This window comes from Pseudooceanicola onchidii (assembly GCF_004959925.1).
In the GTDB taxonomy this organism is placed as follows: Bacteria; Pseudomonadota; Alphaproteobacteria; order Rhodobacterales; family Rhodobacteraceae; genus Pseudooceanicola; species Pseudooceanicola onchidii.
In genome coordinates, this window is record NZ_SPUW01000001.1 from 611,165 (window position 1) to 627,243 (window position 16,079).

Annotated in this window: 15 protein-coding genes; 4 read left to right on the forward strand and 11 right to left on the reverse strand. The window is 67.2% G+C overall.

Going from position 1 to position 16,079, the window contains the following annotated elements; translation table 11 throughout:
- Positions 1-12: 12 nt before the first annotated feature.
- The 7 genes from E4S58_RS02995 to E4S58_RS03025 form a co-directional block, all read right to left on the reverse strand.
- Positions 13-1,728 (reverse strand): thiamine pyrophosphate-binding protein, encoded by a 1,716-nt coding sequence (locus tag E4S58_RS02995; RefSeq protein WP_205965346.1) that lies wholly within the window; start codon positions 1,726-1,728, stop codon positions 13-15.
- A 12-nt stretch (positions 1,729-1,740) separates the two neighbouring features.
- Entirely contained in the window at positions 1,741-3,309 is a 1,569-nt protein-coding gene (locus tag E4S58_RS03000) for a class I adenylate-forming enzyme family protein (protein WP_136634823.1), read from the reverse strand.
- 141 nt (positions 3,310-3,450) lie between these two features.
- Complete coding sequence (locus E4S58_RS03005; RefSeq protein WP_169052586.1) at positions 3,451-4,146, reverse strand: GntR family transcriptional regulator; 696 nt, start codon at positions 4,144-4,146, stop codon at positions 3,451-3,453.
- A gap of 286 nt (positions 4,147-4,432) precedes the next feature.
- The gene (locus E4S58_RS03010) at positions 4,433-5,410 is read right to left on the reverse strand and encodes a TRAP transporter substrate-binding protein (RefSeq protein ID WP_136634825.1); all 978 of its coding nucleotides are present in this window, start codon (positions 5,408-5,410) and stop codon (positions 4,433-4,435) included.
- 39 nt (positions 5,411-5,449) lie between these two features.
- Entirely contained in the window at positions 5,450-6,754 is a 1,305-nt protein-coding gene (locus tag E4S58_RS03015) for a TRAP transporter large permease (protein WP_136635810.1), read from the reverse strand.
- Complete coding sequence (locus E4S58_RS03020; protein WP_136634826.1) at positions 6,754-7,272, reverse strand: TRAP transporter small permease; 519 nt, start codon at positions 7,270-7,272, stop codon at positions 6,754-6,756. Before E4S58_RS03020 ends, E4S58_RS03015 begins: the two co-directional genes overlap by 1 nt.
- A gap of 155 nt (positions 7,273-7,427) precedes the next feature.
- Positions 7,428-8,645, reverse strand: a complete 1,218-nt coding sequence (locus E4S58_RS03025; protein ID WP_338101496.1) for a LysR family transcriptional regulator — start codon at positions 8,643-8,645, stop codon at positions 7,428-7,430.
- A 90-nt stretch (positions 8,646-8,735) separates the two neighbouring features.
- Between E4S58_RS03025 and E4S58_RS03030 the strand changes: the two genes are divergently transcribed.
- The 4 genes from E4S58_RS03030 (at position 8,736) to E4S58_RS03045 (ending at position 12,314) form a co-directional block, all read left to right on the forward strand.
- A complete protein-coding gene (locus E4S58_RS03030) occupies positions 8,736-9,467 on the forward strand; it encodes a PIG-L deacetylase family protein (RefSeq protein WP_136634828.1) in 732 nt (243 codons plus the stop codon).
- Between the two features lie 87 nt (positions 9,468-9,554).
- On the forward strand, positions 9,555-10,514 hold the full coding sequence (locus E4S58_RS03035) for a VOC family protein (RefSeq protein ID WP_136634829.1): 960 nt from the start codon (positions 9,555-9,557) through the stop codon (positions 10,512-10,514).
- A gap of 59 nt (positions 10,515-10,573) precedes the next feature.
- Positions 10,574-11,245, forward strand: coding sequence for a 4-carboxy-4-hydroxy-2-oxoadipate aldolase/oxaloacetate decarboxylase (locus E4S58_RS03040; protein WP_136634830.1), 672 nt, complete (start codon positions 10,574-10,576; stop codon positions 11,243-11,245).
- 10 nt (positions 11,246-11,255) lie between these two features.
- Complete coding sequence (locus E4S58_RS03045) at positions 11,256-12,314, forward strand: 4-oxalomesaconate tautomerase (protein WP_205965347.1); 1,059 nt, start codon at positions 11,256-11,258, stop codon at positions 12,312-12,314.
- A gap of 12 nt (positions 12,315-12,326) precedes the next feature.
- On the opposite strand, the gene E4S58_RS03050 is transcribed toward E4S58_RS03045, so the two are convergent.
- The 4 genes from E4S58_RS03050 to E4S58_RS03065 all read right to left on the reverse strand — a co-directional run bounded on the left by E4S58_RS03050 (position 12,327) and on the right by E4S58_RS03065 (position 16,029).
- Positions 12,327-13,181, reverse strand: a complete 855-nt coding sequence (locus E4S58_RS03050) for an amidohydrolase family protein (protein ID WP_136634831.1) — start codon at positions 13,179-13,181, stop codon at positions 12,327-12,329.
- Positions 13,178-14,317 (reverse strand): mandelate racemase/muconate lactonizing enzyme family protein, encoded by a 1,140-nt coding sequence (locus E4S58_RS03055; protein WP_136634832.1) that lies wholly within the window; start codon positions 14,315-14,317, stop codon positions 13,178-13,180. The genes E4S58_RS03050 and E4S58_RS03055 overlap by 4 nt, the downstream gene beginning before the upstream one ends.
- Positions 14,314-15,219 (reverse strand): 5-dehydro-4-deoxyglucarate dehydratase, encoded by a 906-nt coding sequence (gene kdgD / locus E4S58_RS03060; protein WP_136634833.1) that lies wholly within the window; start codon positions 15,217-15,219, stop codon positions 14,314-14,316. Before kdgD ends, E4S58_RS03055 begins: the two co-directional genes overlap by 4 nt.
- 72 nt (positions 15,220-15,291) lie before the next feature.
- A complete protein-coding gene (locus E4S58_RS03065) occupies positions 15,292-16,029 on the reverse strand; it encodes a FadR/GntR family transcriptional regulator (RefSeq protein WP_136634834.1) in 738 nt (245 codons plus the stop codon).
- Between the last annotated feature and the right edge of the window lie 50 nt (positions 16,030-16,079).

Consider the following 16,079-nt stretch of genomic DNA (forward strand, 5'->3'; position numbering starts at 1 on the left):
CGTGGCGCAGCGTCACCCCTCTGCCAGCCAGGTCCGCTCTGCCTCGTCCCAGGCCGCCAGCGCCTGCAGATCGGGAACCCAGGCCAGGCCGGTCTTGCTGTCCGAGGATGCCGCAAGGGGCGAGGTGACGGCGTCGATCAGAACGGTGTGACCCTGCGCCAGGGCGGCAAAGGCTTCGTCGAGGGCCGGGGCGATGGCCTCTTCGCCCTCGATCCGCCAGGCCTTCAATCCAAAGCCGCGCGCCATGGCCGCGTAATCGGCGAATTGCAGTTCGGTGCCCACGGCCTTGCCAAAGCGGTCCATCTGGTCGCGCACCTCGATCGCCCAGGACCCGTTGTTCGACACGACGATCATCACCGGCACGCCATGACGCACGGCGGTGTCGATCTCCATCCCGGAGAAACCGAAGGCCCCGTCGCCGGTGACCGCCACGACCTGGCGCCCCGGCGCGGCCTTGGCGGCCCCGATGGCAAAGGGCGTTGCCAGCCCGATGCACCCAAGGGGGCCGGGATCGAGGTAGGTCGAGGAGGACAGGGCAATCCGCGAAAAACTGAGGAAATCACCACCATCCGCGATGACCACGGCCTCGGGATCGAGACGCTTGCGGATCTCGCCCAGCAGGCGGTTCGGGTGGATCCGCCCCAGGTCGTCCGAGGGCGCGGAAGCCAGCGCATCAGCCAGTCCGGCGGTCCGCTGCACATGCCGGTCGCGCATGGCGCCGGTCCAGGCGCGGTCCATGTCGGCCCCCGTCAGCCGGTCTGACAGTGCGTCGAGCGACAGAGCGACGTCGCCCAGAAGTGCCACATCGCCCAGCCGGTTGTCGGTCAGTTCGGCGGCGACGTCCGAGATGCGCAGGAACCGGGCCTCTCCGAAGATCGCGGGCGAGCCATAGGCCAGCTGGAAGTCCAGCTTGCGGCCAAGGGTGATCACAAGGTCCGCCTCTTTCATCGCCGCCCCGCGCATGGCGCCGATATGGGCGGGGTGACTGTCGGGCACGATCCCCTTTGTTTCCCCGGTATCGAGGTACCCTGCACCCGAGGCAGTCAGGAAGCGCGCCAGCGCCCCGGCCGCGCCATTGGCGCCCCGGCCCGAGATCACGACGGGCCTTGTCGCGGTGCGGATCAGATCCGCCGCCGCGTCCAGATCGGTCTCCAGCGCGCGGGCCCGTGGGGCCGGACGGCCCGCCACCTGTTCGATGTCGAACAGCACCGGCGGCACCACATCGCGCTGCACATCGACCGGCACGTCAAGGAAACAGGGACCGGGTTCGCCACCATGCCCAAGTGCTGCCGCGATCGCATGGTCCAGTTCCCGGGGCAGGGCGGGGGCATGCCGCACGGTGCGGGCGACGCGGGTGATCGACTGCACCAGCGCGACATGGCTCATGTCCTGCAGGGCGCCACGGTTTTCCTGGGGCCTGGGCGGGGTGCCCGACAGCACCAGCACGGGCATCCGGCTGACATGGGCATTGGCGATCCCGGTCATCGCGTTGGTCACGCCAGGCCCGGCGGTCACCAGCGCGACGCCGAAACCACCGCCCACGGCGGCATGGGCGTGGGCCATGTAGACGGCGGCCCGTTCATCGCGCACGTCCACGATCTCGATCCCGGCGGCGTCGAGCGCCATCCAGATCGACATGATGTGTCCGCCGCACAGCGCAAAGACGCGCTGGACCCCACGGGCCTTGAGGGTGGCGGCGATCAGGTCGGCCCCGGTTCTGTTGGTCATGGTCATGTCTCCTCAGGCGCCGGCGGTCTGGGCGAAGGTGTCGCGCAGCACGCGGTGCAGCACCTTGCCGGTGGCGGTGCGGGGCATCTCTGCCTCGGTGATGATGGTGATGGAGCGGGGGCGCTTGTAGCCCGCGATCTTGTCCCTGGACCACGCGATCAGGTCGTCGCCCGTGATTGTCGCGCCTGCGTGCAGCACCACGACGCCATGCACGGCCTCGCCCCAAAGTTCGTGCGGAACACCGATCACGGCGACGTCCTGCACTGCCTCGTGGCGGCCCAGCACGGCCTCGACCTCGGACGGATAGATGTTCTCTCCGCCCGAGATGATCATGTTCTTCTTGCGGTCGACCAGCTTGATGAAGCCGTGTTCATCGCGGATCCCCATGTCCCCGACCGAACACCAGCCGTCGTTGAAGGCTTCGGTGGTTTTTTCGGGCAGGTTCCAGTAGCCCGAGAAGGTGTAGGGCGTCAGGCTGAACAGCTCTCCGGGTTCACCGTCCGGCACCTCTTGCCCGGTGTCGTCCAGCAGCCGGATCGGGCCCGATCCGACGCATTCGCGCCCGACACTGCCGAGGTGGCTGAACTGTTCGTCGGGATGCAGCATGGTGACCCAGCCCGCTTCGGACGACCCGTACAGTTCGAACAGGCCGGAATTGGGGAACATTTTCATGATGTCGCGCTTGGTCTCGGCCCGCGCCGGGGCCGACGAGATCATCAGCTTGGTCATGCAGTCCAGCCCGTCGACACGGCGCTGATCCTCGGGCAGCGACAGCATCATGATGTACTGCGTCGGCACCAGCGAGGTGAAGCTGCACTGGTGACGTCCCATGACCGACAGCACCTCGGCCGCGTCGAAACTGCGGCGGGAATGCACGGTGATCTCGGCCCCGGCATAGGCAAACGAACAGAAGAAGTTCAGCGAATTGGCGTGGCACATCGGCATGACGAGAAGCGCGTTGTCCGAAGACCGGATCGACAGTTCGACCTCGGTCACCAGGGCGATCATGGCCATGCCGCGATGGTTGCGGATCACGCCCTTGGGGCGGCCGGTCGTGCCCGAGGTGTACATGAGCGTCCAGGGGTCCTCGGGTGTCATGGCCACGTCCGGCGCGCGATCGGGCGCGGCGGCGATCAGCGCCTCATAGCCGGTCCAGCCATCGGGGGCGGGGCCGCCGAAATGCACGAACCGGTCGGGCGACAGATCAAGCGTCGGGCGCAGCGTGTCGATCACCGGGTGCAGGCCTTCCTGCGCGATGATGGCCGTCGCGCCGGAATCCTCCAAGATATAGCTGGCTTCCTCGGCCGTCAGGCGGAAGTTGACCGGCACGACGATGACGCCGCACTTGGCCGCCGCGACATAGATCTCGACCCATTCAAGGCAGTTCCATGCCAGCACCGCGACCCTGTCGCCCTTCGCCAGACCAAGCGACATCAAGCCCTGTGCCAGTTGGTTGGCGCGGCCGGACCACTGCGCATAGGTCAGATCCCGGTCCAGATCGCGGGCGCCGATCCGGTCGGGCCGGATGCGGGCAAAGCCGTCGACGATCTCGGCCATGTTGAGAACGCGGTCGTTTTGCATGGTCTCCTCCTCAAGCCGTGCAAGGCCCCTCCTGGCCTTTTGCGCATTCTGAATTCAGAATTCAGTAAGTCAAGGGCGTGTGAAAAACCGAACTGCGACAGCGGGTTGCTGGCAGGTGTCGGCGAGAGCGGATGGAAAAGATCAGTCGGGCTGAGTCGCGTCGAAGCTGTGGGTGGCCAGTGCCTCGAACAGCGCGTCCTTCGCCCCAAGGATGTGGCGGGTCACCAGATCGCGGCCCGCCTCGGCCTGACCAGCGACCAGCAGGTCAAGGATGTCGCGGTGCTGCGACCAGACGACCGGTCCGCGTTCGGCATGCAGAAGGACCGCGACCATGACCCGGCGCAGGAAGTTCCAGTGCATGTCGGCGGCAGGGGCGATCAGCGGGTTGCCGGACATCTCGTAGAGGAACGTGTGAAACCGGACATCGTGCGCCACCGCTTCGGCAGCCCCGACGGACCGGGCCGCTTCGCCCTCTTGCAGGATCGCCTCGCCCGCCCGGCGCAAGTCGGCGGCAAAACCCGGATCGGTGGCGGCGCGGTCGGCGACAAGACCGGCGGCCAGCTGATCGAACACCAGCCGGATCTGGTAGTGGTGGCCGATCTGTTCCGGGTCCAGCGGCGCGACGTAAAGCCCGCGCGCCCCGCGTTCGACCACCAGCCCGTCGGTCTTCAGCAGAAGCATCGCCTGCTGCACCGGCTGGCGCGAGACGCCAAGCATCGCCGCCAGGTCCTCTTGCACAAGGTGCTTGCCGGGTTCGAGCGTGCAGTCGCGGATATTGTCCCGGATCATCTGGTAGACCAGTTCCGTCCGGCTTGGGGCTTGGGCGAGGGGTTTCAATCTGGGGCTCGGTTTGGTCAGGATCGGCGATCGAAAAGGGGCGACGCAGGGGGACGCCGCCGCAAGGGTCGCCCGCATTGCTTGCACAAAGTTCCCGGGGGGTCAAAGCCCGCTGAGGTGCCGCGTGGCGTTCACACGGGACCGGTCGATGCATCTGCGCCTTGACCTCGGCCACTGACGGCGGCGCAGGCCGGGCGTCGGCCAACCGCATCGGGCCGGTCCCACGACAAAGGGGCCGCGGTTTCCCACGGCCCCTTGCAAAGTCGATCGACGGGGGCAGCGCCCCTCAGTTCCCCTTCAGCGCGGCGACGTAATCGCCCGCACCCAGCCCCTGGGCATCGGCCTCGGCGATGACCTTTTCGACCACCGGGGCAGAGGCCGCGTTGAACTTGGCCGCCTCATCCGACGACAGGGTGATGACCTCCTTGCCCTCGGTGGCCTCGAACTCTGCCAGCGCCTTCTCGGCCACGCCCATCCAGGCCTTGTTCGCGGCAAGCGAGGCATCCTTGCCCGCCGCCAGCACCGCCTGTTGCTGGTCGCCGCTCAGATCGCCAAAGCTGTCGCGGTTCATGATCATGAAAAAGCTCGAGATCGTCGTGTCCATGCCCATGGTGATGTACTTGGTCACCTCGGCCAGCTTGAAGGCCCTGAGCGTGGTGGCGTCGATCATCGCACCGTCGATGACGCCGGTCTGCATGGCGTTGTAGATCTCGGGCGCGGGCATCGACACGGGCGTCGCGCCCCAGGCCTCGACCACGAGGCCCGCGTTGCGCGACGGCACACGGATCTTCAGCCCTGTCAGGTCGTCCAGCGACCGCACCGGCTTTTCGGCGGTGAACAGCAGGTTCGGCGCGTTGTTCCACAGCCCGACCAGCACCACGCGGCGGTATTCGTCCGACAGCATGTCGACGTTGGCCTGCACGGCGGCGGTGCCGGTGTCGGCGCTGATCACGCCGGGCAGTTCGGTCAGCAGGGTCTTTGGAAAGGTCGATGCGGTATAGCCCGGCAAGCCGAAGGCGATGTCGGTCACGCCTTCCACGGTGCGGTTGTACTGTTCGACCGGACCCGGCCCAAGCTCACCGCCCATGTAGGTTGTGACGGTCACGTCGCCGCCGGTCTTCTCGGCGATGGTGGCGGCGAAGGGGGCATAGACCTGATCGACGACGAAATGCGTCGGCGGCTGGAAATCGGCCAGCTTGAGCTCGTCTGCCATGGCCATGGGCGCGGCCAGAACCAGCGCGGCGGTAAGGGTCTTGATGAACATCCTGGGTCCTCCTCTTGGGATGTCGGGGACGGGTGCGGATCACCCGAACATGGTGTCGGGCAGCAGCAGCGCGATGCCCGGGAAGGCGATGATCAGCAGCAGGGCCAGGATCATCGCGAACAGGAAGGGCATCACGCCCCGGAAGACGGTGGTCAGCGGCACATCCCCGGCGACGCCCCGGACGACAAAGACGTTCAGGCCGACGGGCGGGGTGATCATGCCCATTTCGATCACGATGACGGCCACGACGCCGAACCAGATCGGATCGAAGCCAAGCGCGGTGATGACCGGAAAGACGACCGGCACCGTAATGACCAGCATCGACAGCCCGTCCATGAACATGCCCAGCACCACATAGGCCAGGATGATCACCGCCAGCGTGCCGTAGGCGCCCAGGCCAAGCGATCCCAGTCCGTCGCCCAGGGTGGCGGGGATGCGGGTGATCGCGAAGAAGGGGTTCAGCACGTTGGCCCCGATGACGATGGTATAAAGCATGGCCGAGGTCGACAGGGTCGACAGCACGGCCTCCTTGAACCCCGCAAGCGTCAGGCGGCGCCGCGCCAAGGCCAGCACGATGACCAGCGCCGCGCCGATGCCCGAGGCCTCGACCGGGGTGAAAAGCCCCAGGTAGATGCCGCCGATCGAGATCAGGATGACCGCCAGAAGCGGCCCCGCGTCCGCCAGCAGGCGCAGCTTGTCGGTAAAGGGGACGGGGGCGCCGCGCGGACCGGCCTTGGGGTCGCGGACCGACACGATCCAGATGGCCCCCATGAACAGCGCGGTCAGAAGCAGGCCGGGCAGGATGCCGGCCATGAACAGGCGGCCGATGCTTTCCTCGGTCAGGATGGCGTAAAGCACAAAACCGGTGGACGGCGGGATCAGGAACCCAAGCGTGCCGCCCGCCGCGATCGACCCGGTGGCCAGCGACGGCGCATAGCCCAGGCGCTTCATCTCGGGCAGGGCGACCTTGCCCAGGGTGACGGCGGTGGCAACCGACGATCCCGACACGGCCGCAAAGACCGCGCAACCCAGCACCGAGGCCGAGGCGAGCCCGCCGCGAAAGGCCCCGACCCAGGCGAAGGCCGCGTCGTAAAGCCCGCGGGAAAACCCGGCGGCAGAGGCGATGTTGCCCAGAAGAACGAACATCGGCACGACGATCAGGTTGTAGTTGGCGACGGCCGAATAGCTTTCGGTCAGCAGCACGCCGCCGGCGGACCGCAGCCCCTCGAGGCCCCAGTACCCGAAGAAGCCGACCGACATCATGGCAAAGGCCACGGGCATCCGCAGGATCAGCAGCCCGAACAGGCAGGCGATACCCAGAAGACCGGCCATCATCGGTGTCATCATTCCGGTCCCCGCATCGCGATGGCCAGCCCCTGGATCACGAAGACCAGCGCGCACAGGCCCGTGCCCGCCGCCAGGATCGCGTAGAACGGCCAGATCGGCATCTTCAGCATGTTGGTGGCGTCGCCCCATTCCAGCGCATCCAGCGCCTTGATCCCCGCGCGACGGCACAGAAGCCCCAGCACCAGCGCCGAGATCGCCCGCGACAGCAGGTCGCCCGCGTATCGGCCCCAGGGGCCAAGCCAGGGGTCGAAGACATCGACGGCCACGTGATCGCACTTGGTCGTGCAGTAGGGCAGGGCGGACATCACCAGCGCGACGGCGGTCAGCTGAACGATTTCATTGCCGCCCAGAAGCGGGGCGTTGAAGACATAGCGCAGCACCACCCCAAGCGTGACAACCCCGAGGATCGCGATCAGGCAGATGCCGCCGATCACCGTCAATCCAAGCGCCGCGCGGTCCAGCGCGCGCGTCAGGCCGTCCAGCCGTCGCATGGTGGGTGGGGTCTTGCGACCCATTTCAGGACGCCTGCCGGCTGCGGCGGCGTAGTGCGGTGGTGAGTGTCATCTGCTCCTCCAGACCGGACGGCCAGGCGGGCCGGTCCTGCGGTCGGAGTAGCGCGTCGTGGCGCAAGGCGGCCAATTCAATCAAAGCCGCCTGACATAAGTCAAAGCTATAGTGGTAGTTTGCGGGCCTCGTCCCGCAGCACCTCGATCAACAGGGCCTGCGCCTTCGTCGGCACCCAGTTTTTCCGCGTTGTCAGGCCGATCGGGCGGCGCTGCCATGCGGCGCGTACATCCAGTTTGGCCAAAAGCCCGTGCTGCAGTTCGGCCCCTGCCTGCGCAGCCGAGATGCAGCCCAGGTGATCGCTGTGCTGCAGGATTTCCCGCATCAACAGGATCGAACCGGCCTCGATGATGCCCTCGGGCGGGTGCGGGGCGAAAAACTGGTCGAACTGGGTTCGGGTCGGGGTGCCGTGGCGCGGCACGACCCAGCTTGCCCGGTGCAGGTCGGCGGGGCCAAGTCCGTGCTGTCCGACAAGCGGATGATCCCGGCGCGCCAGAAAGGCCAGCCCGTCCTCGAACAGTGGGTCCTGCCGGATGTCCCCGATCGGGGCGGGATCGCGCAGGGCACCGAGGATCATGTCGACCTCGCCGCGTCTCAGGTCCCCGAGCAGATCATCGTACAGACCGTCGATCACCTGAACCGGATGCCTTTGCCGGTCCTCGCGAAACCGGACCAGCGCCCGGGGCAGCAGCACCGACCGCGACAGGGGCAGGGCGCCGATGGTGATCCGCCCGCTTTCCCCGCCGTCCAGATCGGCGATGTCGCTCTCGGCCGAGGTCACTTCGGTCATCGCCACCATCACCGCCTGCACCAGCGCACGGGTCTGGCGGGTCGGCACCAGACCAAAGCCGGTGCGGTCAAACAACTTGCGCCCGGCCTCCTTTTCCATCTGCGACACCGCGCGATGCACCGTCGGCTGTGCAAGCCCCAGGCGACGGGCGGCAAGGGTGAAGTTCTCGGTCTCGTGCACGGCGACGATGGCCTGCAACTGCGCGAAGGTCGCCGTCAGCTTGAGCCGTGGCGCCAGGTCTTCCAGCGCCGGGTCCAACCGGTCGAAGGCACGCCGCAGCCGATCGGCCAGAAGCGCCCCGCGCGGCGTGGCAAAGACACCCTGGCGGGTCCGGTCGAACAGGGGGCCGCCCGCCTCGGCCTCAAGTTTGCTCAGCGCCTGGGTCACGGCCGGCTGGGACACGTTGGTCCGATCGGCCGCCAACGTCAGGGATCCCGTGTCGGCCACCGCAAGGAGAAGCCGAAAGTGTCTGATATTGCGTGAAAATGTCGTCATGGGCGCAAAGGTCCGGCAGTCTAATTCGCCATCCATCATAGCTTCATCTTATGCTGATGCACGCCAATTCGAATTGCCGCATCGCCCCGAGGGTGAGATCACCGCCGCACCCGGACGGAGGAGGACCCAATGACCCGGAAGACCGCCCTCGTGATCTCAGCCCATGCCGCCGACTTTGTCTGGCGCTGCGGCGGTGCCATCGCGCTGCATGCCGACAGGGGCTATGACGTGACGGTTCTGTGCCTGTCCTTCGGCGAACGCGGCGAAAGCGCCAAGCTGTGGAAGCGGGAAGGCATGACGCTGGACCGGGTCAAGACCGTCCGGCGGCAAGAGGCCGAAGCGGCCGCGCAGGCGCTTGGGGTGGCGGACCTGGTCTGTCTCGATCTCGGTGATTACCCGCTCGAGTTCTCGACCGACAACAAGATGAAGATCGTCGATGTGATCCGCAGGGTGCAGCCGGCCTTCATGCTGAGCCATTCGCAGTACGACCCCTACAACACCGACCACATGAACACCACGAACGCGGTGCTGGAATGCCGGATGATCGCCCAGGCCTGGGGGCACAACCCCGGCGAAAAGGTCCTGGGCGCGCCACAGCTTTACCTGTTCGAGCCGCATCAGACCGAACAGATGGGATGGAAGCCCGACACCTTCCTCGACATCACGCCGGTCTGGGACAAGAAGCGCGCGGCGATCGAATGCATGCAGGGGCAGGAGCACCTGTGGGACTACTACACCCGCGTCGCACAGCAGCGCGCCAACCACTTCAAGCGCAATTCCGGCGGTCAGTCCGGCGGACGCGATTGCCGATACGCCGAGGGGTTCCAGTCGATCTTCCCCCGGACCGTCGACGAGTTGTGATCGGGCAGGGGGCGCTGCCCCCGCACGTCAAAGCGCGCTTTGACGCGCCCCCCGGAGTATTTCCGGCAAGATGAAGAGGAGGACAGGATGGAGCCGACCACGCCAAGCTTCGATATCGCGCATCTGGGCCACATGGAGATGCTGACCGACCGCTATGACGAGAGCCTCGATTTCTTCACCCGGGTCTACGGGCTGAAGCTGTCGGCCGAAGACGAGACCTCGGCCTACCTGCGCGCCTGGGACGATTACGAATTCCACACGCTCAAGCTGACGCGGGCCGAAACGACCGGGGTGGGGCACATCGGCTATCGCGCGGCCTCTCCGCAGGCGCTGGCGCGGCGGGTCGCGGCGATCGAGGCGTCCGGCTACAAGACCCACGGCTGGGTCGAGGGCGATCCGGGGCACGGCCCGGCCTTCCGGTTCGAGGACCCCTTCGGCCATGTCTTCGAGATCTACTACGAAACCAAGTGGTACGAGGCGCAGCAGGACGCGGACCGCCCGGCGCTGAAGAACACGGCCTCGGCCTTTTCGGGCGCGGCGCCGCGGCGGATCGACCACCTGAACCTGCTGGCCTCGGACGTGGCCGAATTCCGGCGGTTCATGGAGGTCTGCCTTGGCAGTCGCGTGACCGAATACATCCAGCTGGACAACGGTCGGATCGGCGGCTGCTGGTTCACGGTGAACAACAAGACCTATGACCTGGCCTGCACCGAAGAACACGGCGGCGGTGACGGCCGTCTGCATCATGTCACCTATGCCACCGACCAGCGCGAGGACATCCTGCGCGCGGCCGACGTCTTCCTGCAGAACGGCGTGCATATCGAAACCGGGCCGCACAAGCATGCGATCCAGGGGACTTTCTTTCTGTATGTCTGGGAGCCCGCCGGCAACCGGGTCGAACTGGCCAACGCCGGGGCGCGGCTGATCCTGGCGCCGGACTGGCAGCCGGTGAAATGGACGGAAGACGACCGCAGGAAGGGGCAGGCCTGGGGCCTGAAGACGATCCCGACGTTCCACACCCACGGAACGCCGCCGGTGAAGGGCTAGGGGCCGTGCCGCGCAGCGCGGTACGGCTCGGGTATTTTGGGAAAGAGGAAGAGGTCAGGATGGCTGTTGTCGTGCAGGATGTGAACCGGGCCGATCCCGTGGTGATCGACGGGCTGGCGCGGGCGGGCGTCGCCACCGTGCATGAGGCGCAGGGGCGGACGGGGTGTCTGGCCAGCCACATGCGGCCGATCTACGGCGGCGCGCAGATCGCCGGGTCGGCGGTCACGATCTCGGCCCCGCCGGGTGACAACTGGATGCTGCATGTGGCGATCGAACAGCTGCGCGATGGCGACGTGCTGGTGCTGGCGCCGACCGCGCCCTGCGACATGGGCTATTTCGGCGATCTTCTGGCAACCTCGGCCATGGCGCGCGGCTGCAGGGGGCTGGTCATCGACGCGGGCGTGCGGGACATCCGGGACCTGACCGCCATGGGCTTTCCGGTCTGGTCCCGGGCGGTGTCGGCGCAGGGGACGGTCAAGGAAACCCTGGGTTCGGTGAACGTGCCGGTGGTCTGCGCCGGGCAGCAGATCGAGGCAGGCGACGTCATCGTGGCCGACGACGATGGCGTCTGTGTCGTCCGTCGCGCCGCAGCGGCCGAGGTTCTGGCGAAGGCCGAGGCGCGGCTGGCGGCGGAAGAGGTCAAGCGGAAGAGGCTGGCCGCAGGCGAGCTGGGGCTGGACATCTACGATATGCGGGGGCGGCTGGCCGAGAAGGGGCTGCGCTACGTCTGAGGAGGCGGGGATGAGCATTGCGGACGACGGCATCCCCTGCACCTGGATGCGCGGCGGGACCTCGAAGGGGGCGTATTTCCTGGCCAGCGATCTGCCCGAGGACCCGGCCACGCGCGATGCGCTGCTGCTGGCGATCATGGGCTCGCCCGACCCGGCGCAGATCGATGGGATCGGCGGGGCGGATCCGCTGACCTCGAAGGTGGCCATCCTTTCCGCCTCGGCCCGCGCGGATGCGGATGTCGATTACCTGTTCCTGCAGGTCTTCGTGGACCAACCCCTGGTCAGCGATGCCCAGGGCTGCGGCAATATCCTGGCCGGTGTCGGACCTTTCGCGATCGAACGCGGGCTGGTCCGGCCCAAGGGCGATGAGACCGAGGTGCGCATTCACATGCTCAACACCGGCGACATCGCGACGGCCCGGGTCGCCACGCCGGGCGGTCGGGTCAGCTATGTGGGCGATGCGCGTATCGACGGGGTGCCGGGCCGGCATGCGCCGGTACCGCTGATGTTCGGCGATGTCGCCGGATCGATGTGCGGCGCGCTGCTGCCGACCGGGCGGGTGGCCGACGTGATCGACGGCATCGCCTGCACCCTGATTGACAATGGCATGCCCTGCGTGATCCTGCGCGCAGCGGATCTGGGTGTCACCGGCACCGAAGCGCGCGAGGAACTTGAGGCAGACACCGGGCTGAAGGCGCGGCTTGAGGAGATCCGCCTGCAGGCCGGGCCAAGGATGAACCTGGGTGACGTGCGGGAAAAATCGGTGCCGAAGATGACGCTGGTGTCCCCGCCGCAGCACGGAGGGGTCATCGCCACCCGCAGTTTCATCCCGCATCGCTGCCACGCCACCATCGGCGTTTTTGCCGCCGTCACCGTCGCGACGGCCTGCACGCTGCCGGGATCGACGGCGGCGGGACTTGCCGTCCTGCCCCGGGGCGCGACCTTCGCGATCGAACATCCGACCGGCGCGGCCGAGGTGCTGATCGAGCGTGACCGCACCGGGCAGGTCACCCGGGCCGGCACCCTGCGCACGGCCCGCAAGCTGTTCGAGGGGCGGGTGTTCGCCTGAGACCGCGCCGGGTCAGAACCCGAAAAGCCGTTCTGGCGTGTCGCAGAGCGCTAGCCGCCGGGTGTCTTCGTCCAGCCAGCCCAGCACCGTGTCTGTCAGCAGGCCGTCGTCGGGATAGTCGGCGGTCGTCCTGGCCAGGTTGTGCGGCCAGTTGGTGCCCCAGATCAGCCGGTTCGGCGCATGGGCGGCGACGGCGCGGGTGACGGCGGCGATGTCGGCGTACTCCGGCCCCCCGGTCCGAGAGCTTTCATAGCAGCCCGCCAGTTTGAACCAGCAGCGCCCGCCGTCGATGAGTCGCTTCACGGCAGCAAGTTCGGGCCCGTCGGGCGCGGCGCCACGGAAGAACTTGCCATGGTGGTCGAGGATCCAGTTCGACCTTAGCCCCGACAGCCGCGCCTCGTGGTCGAGGATATCCGATCCGTCGAACTGCACCGCCAGCACCCAGCCACGCGCGGCGGCCTTGGCGTCCACGGCCTCAAGCTGCGACAGGCCGACCGCGCCGCCCGGCAGGTCCATGATCCGCGCGCCGACGATGCCCGCGGCGCTCAGCCGGTCCAGCTCTTGCTCGGAGGTATCGGCGTCGATGACCGCAACGCCCCGGGCCATGTCGCCCAGGTCCTCGAGGCAGGCCAGCAGGCAGCTGTTGTCGCCCTGCTGTGCGTTGCCCTGCGTCACCACCACCCGCGAGATGCCGATCCATTCGGCCATCTGCCGGTACATGGCGGGCGTCGGCAGCGGATCCGGCGGGTTGCCGGGGCCGCCGGGCAGGGCGGGATAGCCGGGCAGGTACATGTGGCACTGGGTGTCGATCGCGCCCTCGGGCAGGCGGATCGTCGGCGGCGTGCCGGTCAGTTTGCGGTCGATCATCGGGTTTCCTTCGGGGCGAAGTCGCGCAGGGCGTCACGGTTGATCTCGATCCCCAGGCCGGGGCCGTCGGGGATCGTGACGACGCCGCGATCATGTTCGATCGGACGGGTCAGGACCGCCTGGCGAAACGGGTTGTCGGTGCGGTCGAACTCGAGGATCGGCTCGACCGGGTTCAGCCGCACGGGGTTGGGCACCATCGCCGCCATGAACTGCAACGAGGCCGCGATCTGCACCCCCGTCCCCCAGACATGCGGCACCACGCGGATGTTGTGCAGCGCGGCCAGGTCGGCGATCCGCTTCATCTCGGTGAAGCCGCCGCAGCCGCAGAGGTCGGGCTGGAGGATATCGATGGCCCGCGTCTCGACCGGCTCGCGCATGCCCCACCTGGTGTGCCAGGTTTCCCCGCCCGCGACCGGGATGGGCTGCTTGGCGCGGATCTCGCGATAGGCCGACAGATGTTCGGGGGTCACTGGTTCCTCGAACCAGTCGATGCCATGATCGGCGGCGGCACGGCCAACCCGGATCGCCTCGATCGTGTCATAGCCGTGGTTGCCGTCGATCATCAGCCGCATGTCCGGCCCCATGGCGTCGCGCACGGCACGGATCACCGCCATGTCCTCGTCGAAGCCGAAGCCGATCTTGATCTTCATCGCGTGAAAGCCGGCCGCGCGGTGGCGGGCGGCCTCTTCGGCATTGTCGCTGACCCGGTCGACGCCGTCGCGCTTGAACGCCCCCGTGGCATAGGCGCGGACGCTTTCGCGGAACCGCCCGCCCAGAAGGGTCGAGACGGGCACGCCGAAATGCTTGCCCTTGATGTCCCACAGCGCCACGTCGATCCCCGACAGCGCCGTCACCGTCAGGCCCCGTTGCCCCTGGTCGCGCAGCGCATTGTACAGCACCGCCCAGATCTTCTCGGTCTCCAGCGGGTCCATGCCGATCAGCCAGCCCGCGTAGGTGTCCACCACGGCGCGGTTGGCGCGCGCGGGGCCCAGGCATTCGCCCCAGCCAACGGTGCCGTCATCGCAGACAACCTCGACCAGCAGGTGCTGGCGCCGGTCGAACCGCATCGAGGCGCTTTCAAAAGCGGTGTCGAGCCGGTGTTCCAGAAGGTGGGTGTGTACTTCGGTGATCTTCATGCTTTGTAGGGGGCGATCAGGTCTTCCATCAGGCCCATCTCTTCCTTGTCCAGATCCGTCAGCGGCGACCGCACCGGGCCGGCGTCAAAGCCCTGCAGGCGTACGCCTGCCTTGATCGCCGACACGGCATAGCCCTTGGACCGGTTGCGGATCGCCATGAAGGGATAGAAGAAATCATTCAGGATCTCTTCGCAACGGCCGCGGTTGCCGCCGCGCAGCGCATCGTAGAATTCGATCGCCAGACCGGGGACAAAGTTGAACACGGCCGAGGAATAGGTGGTGAAGCCCGCGCCAAGATAGGCTTCGGCAAAGAGTTCCGCCGTGGGCATGCCGCCCAGATACATCAACCGGTCGCCCATCTTGGCCGTCACCTGCCGCACCAGCCCGATGTCGCCCGACCCGTCCTTGAACCCGATGAGGTTGGGGCAGGCGTCGCACAGCCGGGCCAGCGTGTCGGGCTGCAGGATGGAGTTGTCGCGGTTGTAGACCATCACGCCGATACCGACCGAGTCGCAGACCTTCTTCACGTGCGCGTAAAGGCCTTCCTGCGGGGCATCGATCAGGTAGTGCGGGATCAGCAGGATGCCGTCGGCCCCGGCCTGTTCGGCCGCCTTCGCGATATCCACCGCGATTTCCGTGCCGTAGCCACAGCCCGACACGATCGGAACTTCGCCCGACGCTGCTTTGGCGGCCGACACGATCTCGGGGATCTCGGCGGGTTTGAGCGAAAAGAATTCGCCCGTGCCACCCGCGGCAAACAGCGTCGCGGCCGGATAGCCCGACAGCCAGCCCACGTGTTTCTCGTAAACGTCCCGGTTGAAACCGCCATCCGCCCCGAAGGGGGTGACGGGGAAGGACAGAAGGCCTGAGCCCAGGGAAGTCTTGAGGTCTTGCGGGTCCATGATGTGCTCCGGTGTTCCGATTGGACCCAGAGCTATCCGACCTGACAGACAGGTGTCAATAAGTTGTATGATCTATTTGGATGTGTCGCGCAGCATATTGCGATATCTCTGCTGGCTGCCCTTCAGGTGATGCCGCATGGCGTCGCGGGCCGTATCGGGGTCACCGGCGGCGATGGCATCGGCAATGGCGCGATGTTCGCCCGAGATCAGGGTGATATAGCTGTCCGGGCTGCGCTGCCCGTTGCCGGCCTGCAGCGCCGACCGGGGAATCACCGATTGCCCCAGCACGTCCAGGAACTCGGCAAAGCGCGGGTTGTTCGCAGCGGCGGCGATGGCGCGGTGAAAGCGGAAGTCGGCCTCGGTGGTGGCCAGCCCCTGCTGGGCCAGGGCGCGGATCTCGGCCTCGGCCTCGTAGATCTCTTCTTCCTGCGCGGGGGATCGGCGTGCAGCCGCCAGGGCGGCGGCCTCCATCTCGACGGCCGTACGCAGCTCAAGCATCTCGATTATCGAGGAAATCTTGTCCACGTCGACAATCTGGAAAGGCCGCTGCACGGGATCTGCGGGCGCAAGGACGAAGACGCCGGCGCCTTGCCGGGGCTCGACCAGCCCGTCCGCGCGCAGGGTGGCGATCGCCTCGCGGATGACCGTGCGCGACACCGAAAACGCCTCTGTCAGCTGCGCTTCCGAGGGCAGGCGGTCCCCGACCTGCACGTCCCCGCTGGCGATCTGGGTGCGCAGTTCGGCCACCACCTCGGCCACGAGGTTGCGTCGGCCGCGCCGGGCGGGTCTGTCGGGTGAGGGCTGTGTCATGTCGGTATCCTTCCGTGCCCTGCACATAAGCTGAATACCGGTCACTTTGT